Source organism: Noviherbaspirillum autotrophicum, assembly GCF_000818395.1.
Taxonomy (GTDB): Bacteria; Pseudomonadota; Gammaproteobacteria; order Burkholderiales; family Burkholderiaceae_D; genus Noviherbaspirillum; species Noviherbaspirillum autotrophicum.
Genome location: NZ_JWJG01000028.1, coordinates 4,941,651 through 4,956,102 on the forward strand (window position 1 = coordinate 4,941,651; position 14,452 = coordinate 4,956,102).

The 14,452-nt window shown below is 65.0% G+C and carries 14 protein-coding genes; 8 read left to right on the plus strand and 6 right to left on the minus strand.

Translation table 11 applies throughout. From position 1 onward, the window contains the following. Positions 1-60: 60 nt before the first annotated feature. Entirely contained in the window at positions 61-993 is a 933-nt protein-coding gene (locus TSA66_RS24295; RefSeq protein ID WP_040041874.1) for a Tim44 domain-containing protein, read from the minus strand. A 141-nt stretch (positions 994-1,134) separates the two neighbouring features. Then, positions 1,135-2,148 (minus strand): AI-2E family transporter, encoded by a 1,014-nt coding sequence (locus tag TSA66_RS24300; RefSeq protein WP_040041875.1) that lies wholly within the window; start codon positions 2,146-2,148, stop codon positions 1,135-1,137. A gap of 86 nt (positions 2,149-2,234) precedes the next feature. Here TSA66_RS24300 and TSA66_RS24305 point away from each other — a divergent pair, with 86 nt between their 5' ends. Continuing rightward, on the plus strand, positions 2,235-3,347 hold the full coding sequence (locus TSA66_RS24305) for an NADH:flavin oxidoreductase/NADH oxidase (RefSeq protein ID WP_040041876.1): 1,113 nt from the start codon (positions 2,235-2,237) through the stop codon (positions 3,345-3,347). A gap of 10 nt (positions 3,348-3,357) precedes the next feature. Here the strand turns inward: TSA66_RS24305 and TSA66_RS24310 are convergent, their stop codons facing one another. Next, positions 3,358-4,485 (minus strand): metallophosphoesterase, encoded by a 1,128-nt coding sequence (locus TSA66_RS24310; protein WP_040041877.1) that lies wholly within the window; start codon positions 4,483-4,485, stop codon positions 3,358-3,360. Positions 4,486-4,681: 196 nt separating this feature from the next. Here TSA66_RS24310 and TSA66_RS24315 point away from each other — a divergent pair, with 196 nt between their 5' ends. Continuing rightward, positions 4,682-4,885, plus strand: a complete 204-nt coding sequence (locus TSA66_RS24315; RefSeq protein ID WP_040041878.1) for a hypothetical protein — start codon at positions 4,682-4,684, stop codon at positions 4,883-4,885. Between the two features lie 26 nt (positions 4,886-4,911). Here the strand turns inward: TSA66_RS24315 and TSA66_RS24320 are convergent, their stop codons facing one another. After that, entirely contained in the window at positions 4,912-5,301 is a 390-nt protein-coding gene (locus tag TSA66_RS24320) for a hypothetical protein (protein WP_157691778.1), read from the minus strand. A gap of 186 nt (positions 5,302-5,487) precedes the next feature. Here TSA66_RS24320 and TSA66_RS24325 point away from each other — a divergent pair, with 186 nt between their 5' ends. Continuing rightward, a complete protein-coding gene (locus TSA66_RS24325; protein WP_040041880.1) occupies positions 5,488-6,636 on the plus strand; it encodes an SMP-30/gluconolactonase/LRE family protein in 1,149 nt (382 codons plus the stop codon). Positions 6,637-6,762: 126 nt separating this feature from the next. Next, the gene (locus tag TSA66_RS24330; protein ID WP_040041881.1) at positions 6,763-7,986 is read left to right on the plus strand and encodes an EAL domain-containing protein; all 1,224 of its coding nucleotides are present in this window, start codon (positions 6,763-6,765) and stop codon (positions 7,984-7,986) included. Positions 7,987-8,036: 50 nt separating this feature from the next. On the opposite strand, the gene TSA66_RS24335 is transcribed toward TSA66_RS24330, so the two are convergent. After that, a complete protein-coding gene (locus TSA66_RS24335) occupies positions 8,037-8,720 on the minus strand; it encodes a TetR/AcrR family transcriptional regulator (RefSeq protein WP_040041882.1) in 684 nt (227 codons plus the stop codon). A gap of 72 nt (positions 8,721-8,792) precedes the next feature. Further along, positions 8,793-9,677, minus strand: coding sequence for a BKACE family enzyme (locus TSA66_RS24340; protein WP_040041883.1), 885 nt, complete (start codon positions 9,675-9,677; stop codon positions 8,793-8,795). Positions 9,678-9,976: 299 nt separating this feature from the next. Here TSA66_RS24340 and TSA66_RS24345 point away from each other — a divergent pair, with 299 nt between their 5' ends. The 4 genes from TSA66_RS24345 to TSA66_RS24360 are packed head-to-tail and all read left to right on the plus strand — an operon-like array spanning position 9,977 to position 14,444. Continuing rightward, positions 9,977-10,744, plus strand: a complete 768-nt coding sequence (locus tag TSA66_RS24345) for an enoyl-CoA hydratase/isomerase family protein (protein ID WP_040041884.1) — start codon at positions 9,977-9,979, stop codon at positions 10,742-10,744. Positions 10,745-10,774: 30 nt separating this feature from the next. Continuing rightward, complete coding sequence (locus tag TSA66_RS24350) at positions 10,775-11,929, plus strand: acyl-CoA dehydrogenase family protein (protein ID WP_040041885.1); 1,155 nt, start codon at positions 10,775-10,777, stop codon at positions 11,927-11,929. Between the two features lie 23 nt (positions 11,930-11,952). Then, positions 11,953-12,825 (plus strand): SDR family oxidoreductase, encoded by an 873-nt coding sequence (locus TSA66_RS24355; protein WP_040041886.1) that lies wholly within the window; start codon positions 11,953-11,955, stop codon positions 12,823-12,825. After that, positions 12,825-14,444 carry an acyl-CoA carboxylase subunit beta gene (locus tag TSA66_RS24360; protein WP_040041887.1) on the plus strand — a complete coding sequence of 540 codons (1,620 nt, stop codon included), beginning with the start codon at positions 12,825-12,827 and terminating at the stop codon, positions 14,442-14,444. Before TSA66_RS24355 ends, TSA66_RS24360 begins: the two co-directional genes overlap by 1 nt. The last annotated feature ends 8 nt before the right edge of the window (positions 14,445-14,452 follow it).

Sequence of the window (14,452 nt, forward strand, 5' to 3'; positions counted from 1 at the left end):
TGGACGAAAAAAAACCGTGCACGGTTTCCCGTGCACGGTCCAAAGAGCTACAAATGCTGATCAGGACAGCTGCTGAATCCCCGCCAGCACCCAGCCGCCCTGGCCCGATATCGACTTCGACAGGTTCCACACCTCGGCGAATGCTTCCGCCGGCGCCTGCTCGGATTCCTTGATCATGCCCGTGAACTTGACGCTGGCCAGATACTCGTTGTTGATCGTTTCGATGCCCAGCAGTTCGGCATCGAGCGTCACCACGTCGGTATGATTCGCAGACGCGCCGCGCTCCTGCAACTGCAGCCGCAGCTCGGCGAACAGTTCCGGCGAGGTGAATTCGCGCAGGTCATTGATGTCGGCCTTGTCCCATACCGCCTGCAGGCGGATGAAATAGGTCTTGGACTGGCGCAGGAAGGCAGCCGCATCGAAGTCTGCGGGCACGCCCCACGGCGCAGCGCTGGCCGGATTGTGTGCGGCACCGGCGCCGGTCACCTGCTCGTCGGCATGCGGCGCGGCGCGTTGTGTCGGCTCGATGCGCGAACCGATTTCAGGCGTATAGCCCGCCGTCGGGCCGCCGGCGTAGGCGCTGCGCATCGCGCCGGCGTCGCTGCTCTTGCGGCGCAGCATGCGATAGATGAACAAGCCCGCCATCGCCAGCAAGGCGATCATCAGCACGCTGCCCAGCATGCCGCCGAGGGCGCCGCCCAGGCCGAAATGCGACAGCAGGGCACCCAGGCCGAGACCGAGCAGCGCGCCACCGAGCATGCTCTTCCACGGGCTCGACGGCTTGGGCGGCACGCCCGGCTGGGCGCTGGCCGGCGCGGCGGGCTTGGGAGCGACGGCGGACTGATTCTGTGCCGGTGCGTGCGCCTGGCGGCTGACGCTTTGCGATTGACGCCCGAACGAGCCGCCGCCGCCCATGCGTTTGGCCTGCGCCTCCGAGACGGCGACCGACAACGCGCTGACCGCGATCATCAAACCGATAAACAGCTTTTTCATGCATCCTCCAGAATGAATTCAGGTGATGCGAAAGCCGCCGCTTGCGTCTTTCGCAACAACGCCATCATAGGCGCGCGGCCGCTTTTGAAAAAGCGAAGATTACAGAAGAATCACTTCGAAAAAACAAGAAGAAGCAGCTCGTCACACCAGGCCGCCATCGCTCAGCTCCTTCTTCACGTAGGCGTAGAACACCGGCGCGGCCACCAGGCCGGGCAGCCCGAACATCGCCTCCATGGTCAGCATGGCGGCGAGCAACTCCCAGGCGCGGGCATTGATGTGCGAGCCGATGATCTTCGCATTCAGGAAATATTCCAGCTTGTGGATGACGACCAAAAACAGCAGCGAAGACACCGCGATGGCCAGTGAATGGGACAGGCTGACGATCACGATCACGCTGTTGGAGATCAGGTTGCCGATCACCGGCAGCAGGCCGGCAAAGAAGGTTACGGCGATCATGCTCTTGGTCAGCGGCAGATGGATGCCGGCCAGCGGCAGCAAGACCGCGAGATAGACCGCAGTCAGCACCGCGTTGATGCCGGCGATGCGCACCTGTGCGAACACGATGCGCCGGAACGCGTCGTTGAGGTTGACCACGCGCGCATGCAGCGCAGCGGCCAGCGGCTTGTGGTCGTGCCGCGTGGTGGTGTCGTACAGGGCCGCCATGGCGCCGATGGCCATGCCCATCAGCAGGTGCGCGATGGTGCGCCCCGCTTCCTGGCCGATGGTCTGCGCATGCGCGGCATGCGCGCGCAGCCAGGCGGTGATCATCTCGCGGATGGCTTCCGCGCTTTCCGGAATGTGCTCCTTCAGCCATGCCGGCATCTGCGGCCGCGACGCCTCGACGATGTCGGCCAGCTTCTGCATCAGTACCTGCACGCTGCCGGCATCGCTCTGGAAAAACGACACCGCGCCCCAGATCGCCAGCGACAGCAACAAGACGATGATCGCCGCCAGCAGCGCGACGGCGATCATGCGCGCGCGCTGGTCGCTGATGTTCTTGCCCAACAATGGCGTGGGCAGATGCACCAGCGAATACACCAGCAGCCCGGAAAACAGCGATGCCAGCAAGCCGTGGCGCAACACGATCGCGAGCGCGGCGGCGGCCAGCAGATAAGACGCAACAATGCTTAAATTGGACTTGTTTTGGTCGGACATGTCGGCTGTTGTCGTTGGCGGAAAAGGCGAAGCATACGACATATTGTGTCCCCCCTACCAGTTCCACCCGCAAAGGAAATATTCTGATGAGCAAACTTTTCTCGCCGATTTCCCTCGGCCCGCTGCAACTGAAGAACCGCATTGCGATCGCGCCGATGTGCCAGTATTCGGCCCGCGAAGGCGCGGCAACCGACTGGCACACGATTCATCTGGGGCATCTTGCGCTGTCGGGCGCGGGCCTGCTGTTCCTCGAAGCGACCGCGGTGGAGCCGGAAGGCCGCATCTCGCCGGACGACCTGGGCCTGTGGTCGGACGCGACCGAGCGCGCGCTGGGCGAGGTGCTGGGCGCGGTGCGCCGTCATTCGGCCATGCCGATCGCGATCCAGCTCGCGCATGCCGGCCGCAAGGCGTCGACCCGCGTGCCGTGGGAAGGCGGCCAGTCGATTCCGTCGACACAGCCGCGCGGCTGGAAGACGGTGGCGCCCTCGGCACTGCCGTATGCCGCGCATGACGAGACGCCGCAGGCGCTCGAGCGCGCCGGCATGGAGCGCATCCGCGATGCCTTTGCAGCGGCGGCAAGGCGTGCCGACCGGCTCGGCATCGATGCCATCGAAGTGCATGCGGCCCATGGCTATCTGCTGCACCAGTTCCTGTCGCCGCTATCGAACCGGCGCGACGACGAATACGGCGGCGCGCTGCCGAACCGCCTGCGCTTTCCGCTGGAAGTGTTCGATGCGGTGCGCGCTGCCTTCGACGCCGGCAAGCCGGTCGGGGTGCGCGTGTCGGCCACCGACTGGGTCGAGGGCGGCTGGGATGTCGAACAGACGACGGCCTTCGCCCGGGAACTGAAACAGCGCGGCTGCGACTTCATCGACGTATCGAGCGGCGGCTTGTCGCCATTGCAGAAGATCGCGCTGGGCCCCGCCTACCAGGTGCCGTTCGCGGCAAGGATCAAGGCTGATGCCGGCATGCCGACCATCGCGGTCGGGCTCATCACCGAGGCGCAGCAGGCGCAAGACATCATCGCGTCGGGCCAAGCCGACATGGTGGCGCTGGCGCGCGGCATCCTGTACGACCCGCGCTGGCCGTGGCATGCGGCCGCGCAGCTGGGCGCGCAGGTCGATGCGCCGCCGCAGTATTGGCGCTCGCAGCCGCACGAATTGAAGAATCTGTTTTCCGGCAATACGATGGTGCGCTAGGCGCCGACGCTCACGCGGGTACCAGCCGCACCCGCGTGATTTCCGACGGTGCGCCGAAGCGTTTCGGCGGCCCCCAGTAGCCGGTGCCGCGGCTGGTGTAGACCCACATCTGGCGCAGGCGGTTCAGGCCGGCGATGTACGGCTGCTGCATCGGCACGAAGAAGTTCCAGGGCAGGAACTGGCCGCCGTGCGTGTGGCCGGACAGCTGCAGGTCGAAGCCGGCGTCGGCGGCGGCCGGCGCGCTGCGCGGCTGGTGCGCGAGCAGCACCTTGACCGCCACCTGCGGGGCGCCGGCCAGCGCCGCATGCGGGTCGCTCTTGTGCGCCGGGTCGAAATGGTGCGCGGTAAAGTCGGTCACGCCCGCCACCAGCAGCGCCTCGCCCCGGTGGCTGAGCACCACGTGCTCGTTCATCAGCACCTTCAGGCCGAGGCGGCTCACTTCGGCGATCCAGTCGTGCGCGTTCGAATAGTACTCATGGTTGCCGGTCACGAAATACGCGCCATGGCGGGCTTGAAGGCGCGCCAGCGGCGCGGTGTGCGGCGCGAGATGGCGCACGCTGCCGTCGACCAGGTCGCCGGTGACGGCCACCAGATCGGCTTCCAGGGCATTGACCCTGTCGACGATTTTGTCCAGGTAGCCGCGCTTGATGGTCGGCCCGACATGGATGTCGCTGATCTGCGCGATGGTAAAGCCATGCAGTTGCTGCGGCAGGCCGTCGATCGGGATGTCGACATCGACCACGCGCGCCAGGCGCCGGGCATTGATGAAACCGACCAGGGTCACGACGGCGGCCAGCACCGGCACCGCCAGCGCCGAGCGCGCCAGCAGCGCGTTCCCATAGCCGCCGACAAGGACAGCGCCCAGGAGCACGAGCTCGCGCAGCAGCGTCAGCACCAGCAGCGACGAAAACACGCCAAGCGCGAACAGCCCGGCCCAGGCTACACGGTCCGCCAGCGGCTGACGCCGGATCGCATGCGACAACAGGCCGGCGGGAATCAGCAGCACCGAGGCGGCCAGCAAGGCGGCACCGACGGCCTTGAGCAGGATGGGAACCGGCATGGCCGGCAGCAGGCGCGCGCCGATGTAGATGTGCAACAGGGCCAGCAGCCCGACTACGGTAAAGGTGCGCAATCGCATAAACGGTATTAATTGAAAGGGAAAATGTCGGCAGGACAGGCAACTGCCTGTTATGTCGGGATGAAATGCCGACGTTCAATACCTGCTTGCCCGAACTTGCCTTGGCCGCCGCAGTCGAAAGAACAATGTTGCTGTCCTGTCATTCCTGCGCGCAGTTGGTATGTCGTGCGACAGCGCGAGGCTCACGAGGAAAATCATGCATGCGTATATCGTGAAGACCGGGGATGGATACCTGTATCCATTCGCCGACGATGTATCCCTGACCGACCATGAAGACCAGGCCGGGCATTTCCTGAGCATGGACGAGGCACACCGCGTGGCGCAGGGGCGCGGCTACCGCGAGGGAAGCTATGACGTCCTGGCGGTCGATGTGGACGTGCACAAGCTGATCCGGCAGTAGCGCCTCTGGCGCCTCCGTCAGGCCCATCAACTCCTGCCGCGCGGCGGCAGGCCGCCGGCATCGGCGGCGTAGCGCTCCATGATGTCCGATGCCAGGCTGCGCTGGCGTTCGTCATCCGCATCGACCGTCAGGACGAACGTGCCGCGCCATACCGGATCGGCGTTATTGTAGGCGTCGGTGCGCACTTCGCGGCTCATGATGAAGGGTCCGGGCTTGCTGCCCGGCCCCCTTCCCATGTCCTTGGTATCGATCACGCCGTTACCCTCGACCGGCCCGGCTTCGTCCATGATCGAGTCAAGGTGCACGCTGTCGGGCGCAAACCCGGAACCCAGGAGCGCCTCGCGTGCCCCCTGCGCATCCGTGAAATGGTCATAAGCGCGTACCAGTGTCTGTCCCATCATCATTCTCCGTTGCATGATCGCTGAAGCGAGCGCCACCGCGCCACGGCCCGATCGCCTCTTCTGTCCTGTCTGACCCGGCTCACTGCGGTTAGTGCCATCAAGATCACTGCACTGCAATGTTGCCAACCATGCACCATGTGCCTACACTGGTCAGCAAAGATGAAAATATAACAACTTCAATCACAATAAAAAGGAGACGCCATGCTGCGCAAAGCGCTTACCGCCCTGCTTTTCCTCGTCCTGTCGCTGCTGGCCTACCTCGGGCTGGCGCCGGTGCCGATCGAGCCCGTTGCCTGGAGCGCGCCCAAGGATGCCGGCTACGTCGGCGCGTATGGCGTCAATCAGCGGCTGACCGGCATGCAGCACATCTCGATCGGCGACGAGACCGGCCCCGAACATGTGGCCATCGGCCCGGACGGCAAGCTGTATGCGGCGGTAGCCGGCGGCAAGATTCTCCGCATGAATGCCGACGGCACGGCACGCGAAGTCTGGGCGCGCACTGGCGGGCGCGTGCTTGGCTTTGATTTCGACGCGCTCGGCCGCCTGATCGCTGTCGATGCGGTGCGCGGCTTGCTGGCTATCGATGCCGCTCCGCAGCGCCGCATCGCGGTGCTGGCCGATCACGTCGACGTGGACGGCCACACCGATCCGATTCGCTACGCCGATGCGGTCGTGGTGGCCCAGGATGGCAAGATCTATTTCACCGATGCGTCACGCCGCTTCGGCCCGGCGCAATGGGGCGGCACCTTCCATGCCAGCGTGCTCGACATCATCGAGCATTTGTCGACTGGTCGCGTGCTGGCCTACGATCCGTCCAGTGGCAAGACCGAGGTGGTGATGAACGACTTGTCGTTTGCCAACGGCATTGCCTTGTCCAGCGACGGGCGCTCGCTGTTCGTGGCAGAAACGGGGGAATACCGGATCTGGAAGATTTCCACACAGGCACGCAATGTAAGCGCGAAGCAAATCGCAGAAGCGGGTGGCGATGCACAGGCCCGCATTCTGCTCGCCAACCTGCCCGGCTATCCGGACAACCTGATGCGCGGCATGAATGGCCGGATCTGGGCTGGTTTTGCCAAGCCGCGCGGCGCGGCGGCCGACGATTTGGCAGGCAAGCCGTTCATGCGCAAGGTGGCATTGCGGCTGCCTCAGGCTTTGTGGCCGGTGCCGCCCGCGTACGGACATGTGATCGCGTTTAACGAAGCGGGAGAGATCGTCGCCGATTTGCAAGACCCGAGCGGGCGCTACCCGGAAACGACGGGCGTCACCGAAACGGCGGAACGCTTGTATATCCAGAGCCTGCACGCGCCGGTGCTGGGCTGGCTGCCGAAGGAAGCGGCCAAACTGTAATAGCGCCGCAAGACGCAACGATATGTCCGAAAACAGGAACTGCCGGGATTGCGATAGGGTCAACCTCAATTGACCCAGCGACGCCCATACGTCTTCGCAATCACCGGCTCAAAAATCAGAACGGCCATGACTTTACCCAATCTGATGCTCGTGCAACCGCTTGGCTCGACGAATACCGCGGGCAACACTTCCTTGCCCGACATCATTCATCTGCTGCGTCAACATCTCGGCATGGATGTCGCGTTCTTGTCGGAGTTCGCGCATGGGCGGCGCGAGTTCCGCTACGTCGATACCGACGAGAGCGACTGCCCGGTATGTTGCGACAAGGGCGATGCGCTGGAAGCATCCTATTGCCAGCGCATTATTGATGGCCGCTTGCCTGAGCTAATTCCGGACGTGGACGACTTCCCTATGGCGAAGGCATTGCCGGTAACGCAGGAACTCGATATCAAATCCTATATCGCCGCGCCGATACGCTTGGCCGATGGCTCGGTGTACGGCACATTCTGCTGCTACAGCCATATGCCGGACCGCTCCCTGAACGAACGCGATCTGGCCCTGATGCATGTGTGCGCAGAAATGGCTGCCAAGCAAATCGACCGCGAGCGCCTGGAAGCGCAACAACAGCGCGAAATCGAGGAACGCATCCGCATCGCCTTGACGCAGAATGGCGTGTCGATGGTATTCCAGCCGATTTATACCCTGGCCAATCGCAAGGTGGTCGGCTTCGAGGCGCTGTCCCGTTTTACCGACATGCACAACAGGCCGCCGGATGTCTTCTTCCACGAAGCCCATGCGGTCGGGCTCGGCATTGCGCTCGAAGCCAAGACGATCGGGCTCGGCTTGCGCGGCTTGCAAGAGTTCACACCGGAAGTTTATGTCTCGGTCAACATTTCTCCTGAAACCATCCTGAGCCCGGCGTTTCCGGATATTTTCCGGGACATCCCGCTGGAACGGGTCACGCTGGAAATCACCGAACATGCCGCCGTCGACCGCTACCAGGAAATCGCCGACGTGCTGCGCCCGATCCGGGCGCACGGGTTGCAGCTGGCCGTCGACGACGCCGGCGCCGGTTACGCGAGCTTTCGCCATATCCTGCAACTGGAGCCGGACCGCATCAAACTCGATTGCAGCCTGACCAAGAACATCGACAGCGATCCGGCGCGGCGCGCCTTGATCGCGGCCTTCGTGCGCTTTTCCGAAGATACCGGTGCGTCCTTGATTGCCGAAGGGGTGGAAACGGAAAAGGAGCTGGACGCGCTGCGGCAACTGGGGGTCGCCAAGGCACAGGGGCACTTCCTCGGCCACCCGATGCCGATCGGGAAAGCCGTGGCGCTGCTGCGCGGCTGACACCCGCGATGGCGCGCACCTCCCGGCGGCCCTCCCGCTCAGGACCCTCGCTATTTGCCGCGCTTTTTGGGCGCGCTGCGCAGGATGAACGTGATCGCCTGCTCCGCCAGCTCCTCGATCGAGATGCCGGCGCCCAGCCGGTACCACTGCGCCGTCCAGTTCAGCGCCCCAAACAGCAGCAGGCGGTCGAGCTTGGTCGGCATGGTCCAGTCGCCGGAACGGTGCAGCGCATCGATGGCCTCGTCCCAGATTGCCTCGTAGCGGCCCATCAGCGCCGTGATCTTCCCGTACGCGGACTTGTCGAGCGAACGGGATTCGTACAGCAGCACCGCGATGAAGTGGTTGTTCGGCCCGAGCAGCGTCTTCAGGTGCGTCGTCACCAGCTGGCGGAACGCCTCGCGCGGCGGCAGCGACTGCGCCGCGATCGCCTCGATATCCTGCAGCGAGCGCGTCAGGCCCTGCTCCATCACCGCCACCAGGATGTCATGCTTGGTCTTGAAGTGATAGAACCAGCTGCCGGCCTGCATGCCGGCAGCCGCGGCGATATCGCGCACGGTGGTCTTTTCATAGCCTTTTTCACGGAACAGCTTGGCCGATTTCGCGATCAGCTCGTTGCGACGGCTGTCGTCTTCGCTCGCGGAAGCTTCGGCGCGCCGCCCGCGCGGCGTCTTCGCCGGTTCCATGCCTGTCTGGGGCGCCTTGGCCCGCGCAGGCGTCGTCTTCGTGCTGGTCATTGTTCTTTGCACTCTCATGGCGAAAGGAAGTGTCGGATCCGCATATTGTAAAGCGCGAATAGTTTGCGCTGCCTATGCAATCGCCGTTTCGGCCGACGCAAGGCCCAGCATGCGCCGCGCCTCGTCGACATTCGCGACTTCCCGCCCGGCGTTGCGCGCGCATTGCACCAGCGCTTCGACCAGTTGCGCATTCGAACTCGCCTTGCTGCCATCGGGCAGATAGAACGTGTCTTCCAGGCCGGTGCGCAAGTGCCCGCCCAGGTCGGCGGCGCGCTGGTGCAGCGGCCAGATATTGGCACGCCCGATGGCCGTCACCTGCCAGGCGCCGTCGCGCGGAATCAGGCCGGTCAGCACCGGCAGCAGCACGGGATCGGCCGGCATGCCCGACTCCACGCCCATGACGAAGTTGTAGTGCGCCGGTCCCGGATACATGCCGGTTTTCACGTACATGTCGACGCAGCGCACGATACCCACATCAAAACATTCGAATTCGGGCAAGGTGCCGGTGTCGCGCATCGCCGCCAGGAAGGCATCGATTTTCTTGACCGGATTATCGAACAGCATCGGCGGCCAGGCCCACGTCCCGGCGGAAGTGACCTTCAGATAGTTCAGCGAGCCCGCGTTGCAGGCCGCGATCTCGGGACGGATGGCGCGCATGCAGGCCAGCGGCCCCTCGATGTCGGGGCCGACCACCCCGGTGGACTGGTTGAAGATCACGCCCGGGCAGGCTTCGCGGATCGCCTGCGCGATATCGCTGGCGACCTGCGGCTCCCACGACGGCAGGCGGCCCATGCCCGGCTGCTGGCTGCGGAAATGCACATGCATGACGGTGGCGCCGGCGTCGAAGGCCGCCTTCGCTTCGCGCGCCAACTGTTCCGGCGTGACCGGCACCGGATGCTGGGCAGGGTCGGTCAGCACGCCGGTCAGCGCGCAGGTGATGATCGCTTTCTGGTTCATGTCGTTCCTTTCTGAAGACTGCGGGCACGCTGCCCGGCCTGCGCCCATATTAATTCAATCGCTTGCTTGAATACTAATCGCTTCATCAATTCGCTGCAATGATTGTTTTTCCTCAATGTCGGGACAGGCGGCAAGGGTTGACGTACATCACAAGTCGTCGATTGCCTTGAAAATTTTTTCATCCGCGCCTTTATTCAATCAAGCGATTGATTTATTATCCGTTCATCGCCCGGCTGTCGTACCGATGTTTGACCGGCGCCGGCGAAGCTCGATCGAAACCACATCGCACGGAGGAATGCATGAGCGACGACTTGTTGGTGGAAGTACGCGGGAGCGTGATGTGGCTGACCATCCACCGCCCGGAGCGGCGCAATGCCATTAATGCCGCCGTGCTTTCCGGCATCCGGCAGGCGCTGGAAGATGCCGGCCGCAACAGGCAGCTGCGCGCCATCGTCCTCACCGGCGCCGGCGAGAACGCGTTCTGTTCCGGCGCCGACCTGCGCGAGCCGTCTTTCCGCTTCGACTATGCGCAACCCTATCAGTGGCTGGCCGACTTGCTGCGCGCCGCGCGCCGCTGCGTGACCCCGATCATCGCCCGCGTCAACGGCGCCTGCCTGGCCGGCGGCATGGGCTTGCTGGCGATGTGCGACATGGCCGTGGCCAGCCGCGCGGCCGTGTTCGGGCTGCCGGAAGTGAAGGTGGGGGTGTTTCCAGCGCAGGTGCTGTCGGTGCTGCAGCACCAGCTGCCGCGCCGCGTGCTGACCGAGATGTGCATCACCGGCGCGACCATCGATGCCGAACAGGCGCTGGCATACGGGCTGGTGAACCACCTGGCCGACGGCGACCTCGATGCGAAGCTCGACTGGCTGCTGGGGCGCCTGCTGGACAAGTCGCCGTCGGCGATCCGCCGCGCGCTGTACACGATGAAGCAGATCGAGGCGCTTCCGTTCGAGGCCTCGATCGCATTTACCGAAAGCCAGATCGGACTGGCGGCGCTGACCGAGGATTGCCGCGAGGGGCTGTCCGCGTTCATCGAAAAGCGCCAGCCGAACTGGACCGGACAATAGAACGGCCGCCACCAGGCCAGGGAGGAACGCATGTATCAAGCCTTGCCGCCGTCGCGGCACTTCAATGAAGAGCACCAGGCGCTGCGCGAAACGGTGCGCCGCTTCGTCGACCGGGAGCTGCTGCCGCATGTCGATGCCTGGGAAGAGGCGGGCGAATTCCCGCGCGCCTTGTACGGCCGCGCCGCCGAGCTGGGCCTGCTCGGCCTCGGATTTCCGGAGCAGTTCGGCGGCACGCCGGGCACGCTGTTTCATGCGATGGCGGTGGTCGACGAACTGACGCGCACCGCCTGCGGCGGCCTGCTGGCATCGCTGTTCAGCCACACCATCGGCGCGCCGCCCATCGTCGCCGGCGGCTCGTCTGCGCTGAAAGCGCGCGTGCTGCCGCAGATTTTGTCGGGCAAGAAGATCAGCGCGCTGGCCGTGACCGAGCCCGGCGGCGGCTCGGACGTGGCGAACCTCGCATTGCGCGCCGAGCGCGACGGCGAATACTACGTCCTCAACGGCAGCAAGACCTTCATCACCTCCGGCATGCGCGCCGATTACCTCACCGTCGCGGCGCGCACCGGCGGGCCGGGCGCCGCCGGCGTGTCGGCCTTGCTGGTCGAAGGCGACACGCCGGGCCTGACCCGCACGCCGCTGAAAAAGATGGGCTGGTGGTGCTCCGACACCGCGCAACTGCACTTCGACAATTGCCGGGTGCCGGTCGCCAACCTGCTGGGCCAGGAAAACGCCGCCTTTCCGCTGCTGATGCTGAACTTTAACCGCGAACGGCTTTCGCTCGCGTGGCAAGCCTATGGGTTCGCGCGGGTCTGCCTAGACGAGGCATCGGACTGGGCCGGCGCGCGCACCACCTTCGGCAAGCGCCTGGTCGGGCATCAGGTGGTGCGGCACAAGCTGGTGGAGATGGCCACGCGCATCGAAGCCACGCGCGCCCTGATCGAGGACATGACGCACCGTATCGAATGCAACGAGGCGCCGATTGCGCAAATCTGCATGCTCAAGAACTTCGCCGCGCAAACCATGCAGTTCTGCGCCGACAACGCGGTGCAGCTGCTCGGCGGCATGGGTTTCATGCGCGGCACCAAATCCGAGCGCATCTACCGCGAAGTAAAGGTCAACATGATCGGCGGCGGCGCCGAGGACGTGCTCAACGAGCTGGCCGCGCGCCAGCTCGGATGGGCCTGAAAACCAGCACAAGGAGAGGCACCATGTATCGCTCGATTTTTCGCCCCGGCCTGTTTGCCGAAAAGGTCGTGATCGTCACCGGCGGCGGCAGCGGCATCGGACGCTGCACCGCGCACGAGCTGGCGGCTCTGGGCGCCACCGTCGCCCTGGTCGGGCGCACGCCGGAAAAGCTCGCCGCAGTCGCTGCCGAAATCGCCGACAGCGGCGGCCTCGCCCAGGCCTATCCCTGCAATATCCGCGAAGAAGAAGCGGTACAGTCGCTCATCGCGCAGATCGTCTCGGCCCACGGCAGGATCGATGCGCTCGTCAACAACGCCGGCGGCCAGTTCCCGGCGCTCCTGAAGGATATCTCGCGCAAGGGCTGGGAAGCGGTGGTGCAGACCAACCTGACCGGCGGCTTCCTGATGGCGCGCGAATGCCTGAACCAGTCGATGCAAAAGCGCGGCGGCGCCATCGTCAACATGGTCGCCGACATGTGGGGCGGCATGCCCGGCATGGGCCATTCGGGCGCGGCGCGCGCCGGCATGATCAATTTCACCGAAACGGCCGCCTTCGAGTGGGCGAGGTACGGCGTGCGCGTCAACGCGGTCGCGCCCGGCTACGTCGCCTCTTCCGGGCTGGACGCCTATCCCCCGCAGATGCGCGAGATCATCCTGCAAGCTGGCAAGCAGGTGCCGCTGCAGCGCATGGCAACGGAATCGGAAATCTCGGCGGCCATCGTCTTCCTGCTGTCCGAAGCGGCATCCTTCGTCACCGGCGCCGTGCTGCGCGTGGATGGCGGCCGCCCCAATGTGCGGCTCGGCTTTCCGCTCGAATCCGAGCGCTCCACGCCTGCCTTCAGCGGTTTTCACCTGGCGCGCCAGCCGAAGGTGCTTGCCGAACGGGAGCCGGAATAATGCCCGCCATCGCCTCGCGCATCGTCCCGCAAAGCGAGACATTCCAGAAAAACCGCGCCGCGTTGCTGGAGCAGGTGGAACAGCTGCGCGCGCTGGAACGCCGCACGCGCGACAAGTCGGCGGCCTCACGCGAACGCTTTGAAAAGAAGGGAAAGCTGCTGCCGCGCGACCGGCTCGGCCGCCTGCTCGACCCCGGCGCGCCCTTTCTCGAACTGTCGACGCTGGCCGGCTTCTGCCTCGACAAGACCGATCCCGCGAAATCGATCCCCGGCGGCGGCGTGGTCATCGGCATCGGCTATGTGAGCGGCGTGCGCGCCATGATCGCGGTGGATGACGCCGGCATCGATGCCGGCGCGGTGCAGCCGATGGGCGTGGAAAAATTTCAGCGCGCGCAGCAGATCGCGCTGAGCCAGAAGCTGCCCTTCATCCATCTGGTGGAAAGCGCCGGGGCCAACCTGCTCAACTACAAGGTGGAAACCTTCGTGCTGGGCGGCAGCGGCTTTTACTGGCTGGCGCGCCTGTCGGCGGCCGGCTTGCCAGTGCTGACCGTGGTGCACGGCCCGAGCACCGCCGGCGGCGCCTACATGCCGGGCCTGTCCGACTATGTGATCATGGTGCGCAACCAGGGCCGCGCCTTCCTGGCCGGTCCGCCCTTGCTGATGGCCGCCACCGGCGAAGTGGCGACCGAGGAAGAATTGGGTGGCGCCGAGATGCACGCCGCCACCTCGGGCCTGGCCGAATACCTGGCCGAAGACGACGCCGATGCCTTGCGCATCGCGCGCGAGCTGATGGCGTCGCTCGACTGGAACCGCGACCTGCCGCCGCACGTTCGCGATTACGCGCCGCCGCGCCACGACGCCGAGGAATTGCTCGGCATCGCCTCGACCGACCACAAGAAGCCGCTCGACATGCGCGAAGTCATCGCGCGCATCGTCGACGATTCGGACTTCCTTGAATTCAAGCCGGACTACGGTCCCGCAACGCTCACCGGCCATGCGGCGATCTGTGGCATGCGGGTCGGCATCATCAGCAACAACGGCCCGCTCGACCCGGCCGGCGCCAACAAGGTCACCCACTTCATCCAGGCTTGCTGCCAGTCGGGCACGCCGCTGCTTTACCTGCAAAACACCACCGGCTTCATCGTCGGCAAGGCGTCCGAACAGGCCGGCATGATCAAGCATGGCTCGAAGATGATCCAGGCCATGTCCAATGCCGGCGTGCCGCGCATTACCGTGCACTGCGGCGCATCCTTCGGCGCCGGCAATTTCGGCATGTGCGGGCGCGGCTTCTTCCCCGACTTTTGCTTCACCTGGCCGAATGCGCGCACCGCGGTGATGGGCCCGGAACAGGCGGCCAACACGATGGCGATCGTGATGGAAGGCAGCATGCGCCGCAAGGGGCTCGAGGTGGACAAGAACTCGATCGACGCCATGCGCATGATGGTGATCGACACCTTCGAGAAGCAGACCAGCGCGTCGCATATCTCGGCGCGCCTGCTGGACGACGGCGTGATCGACCCGCGCGACACGCGCCGCGTGCTGGCGGTGGCGCTGTCGGTATGCGAAGAAAGCCGCAAACGCGCACTGTGCCCGGTGCAGTTCGGCGTGGCGCGACCATAAATCGATAA

Excerpts from the sequence above, each read along its gene's own strand:
- TSA66_RS24295 (WP_040041874.1), bottom strand. The coding sequence starts at position 993 with ATGAAAAAGCTGTTTATCGGTTTGATGATCGCGGTCAGCGCGTTGTCG.
- TSA66_RS24300 (WP_040041875.1), bottom strand. The coding sequence starts at position 2,148 with ATGTCCGACCAAAACAAGTCCAATTTAAGCATTGTTGCGTCTTATCTG.
- TSA66_RS24305 (WP_040041876.1), top strand. The coding sequence starts at position 2,235 with ATGAGCAAACTTTTCTCGCCGATTTCCCTCGGCCCGCTGCAACTGAAG.
- TSA66_RS24310 (WP_040041877.1), bottom strand. The coding sequence starts at position 4,485 with ATGCGATTGCGCACCTTTACCGTAGTCGGGCTGCTGGCCCTGTTGCAC.
- TSA66_RS24315 (WP_040041878.1), top strand. The coding sequence starts at position 4,682 with ATGCATGCGTATATCGTGAAGACCGGGGATGGATACCTGTATCCATTC.
- TSA66_RS24320 (WP_157691778.1), bottom strand. The coding sequence starts at position 5,301 with ATGCAACGGAGAATGATGATGGGACAGACACTGGTACGCGCTTATGAC.
- TSA66_RS24325 (WP_040041880.1), top strand. The coding sequence starts at position 5,488 with ATGCTGCGCAAAGCGCTTACCGCCCTGCTTTTCCTCGTCCTGTCGCTG.
- TSA66_RS24330 (WP_040041881.1), top strand. The coding sequence starts at position 6,763 with ATGACTTTACCCAATCTGATGCTCGTGCAACCGCTTGGCTCGACGAAT.
- TSA66_RS24335 (WP_040041882.1), bottom strand. The coding sequence starts at position 8,720 with ATGACCAGCACGAAGACGACGCCTGCGCGGGCCAAGGCGCCCCAGACA.
- TSA66_RS24340 (WP_040041883.1), bottom strand. The coding sequence starts at position 9,677 with ATGAACCAGAAAGCGATCATCACCTGCGCGCTGACCGGCGTGCTGACC.
- TSA66_RS24345 (WP_040041884.1), top strand. The coding sequence starts at position 9,977 with ATGAGCGACGACTTGTTGGTGGAAGTACGCGGGAGCGTGATGTGGCTG.
- TSA66_RS24350 (WP_040041885.1), top strand. The coding sequence starts at position 10,775 with ATGTATCAAGCCTTGCCGCCGTCGCGGCACTTCAATGAAGAGCACCAG.
- TSA66_RS24355 (WP_040041886.1), top strand. The coding sequence starts at position 11,953 with ATGTATCGCTCGATTTTTCGCCCCGGCCTGTTTGCCGAAAAGGTCGTG.
- TSA66_RS24360 (WP_040041887.1), top strand. The coding sequence starts at position 12,825 with ATGCCCGCCATCGCCTCGCGCATCGTCCCGCAAAGCGAGACATTCCAG.